1 protein-coding gene is annotated in these 217 nt (G+C 66.8%); it reads left to right on the top strand.

Going from position 1 to position 217, the window contains the following annotated elements; all coding sequences use genetic code 11:
- The coding region (locus GTY47_RS32295) for an Hsp70 family protein (RefSeq protein WP_010045996.1) at positions 1 to 217 on the top strand (217 nt) is incomplete at both ends.

Below are 217 nucleotides of genomic sequence, written 5' to 3'. Positions count from 1 at the left end.
AACGCAACACGACGATTCCCACCCGGCGTTCGGAGATCTTCACCACCGCCGCCGACAACCAGCCCTCGGTCGGCATCCAGGTCTACCAGGGCGAACGGGAGATCGCCGCCTACAACAAGAAGCTCGGCGTCTTCGACCTGACGGGCCTGCCGCCGGCGCCGCGCGGCGTGCCGCAGATCGAGGTGGCCTTCGACATCGACGCCAACGGCATCATGCA

The sequence above is a fragment of the Streptomyces sp. SID5464 genome (assembly GCF_009862985.1).
In the GTDB taxonomy this organism is placed as follows: domain Bacteria; phylum Actinomycetota; class Actinomycetes; order Streptomycetales; family Streptomycetaceae; genus Streptomyces; species Streptomyces chartreusis_D.
The sequence above is the reverse complement of the archived record's forward strand: the minus strand, read 5'-3'. Positions and strand labels throughout refer to the sequence as shown.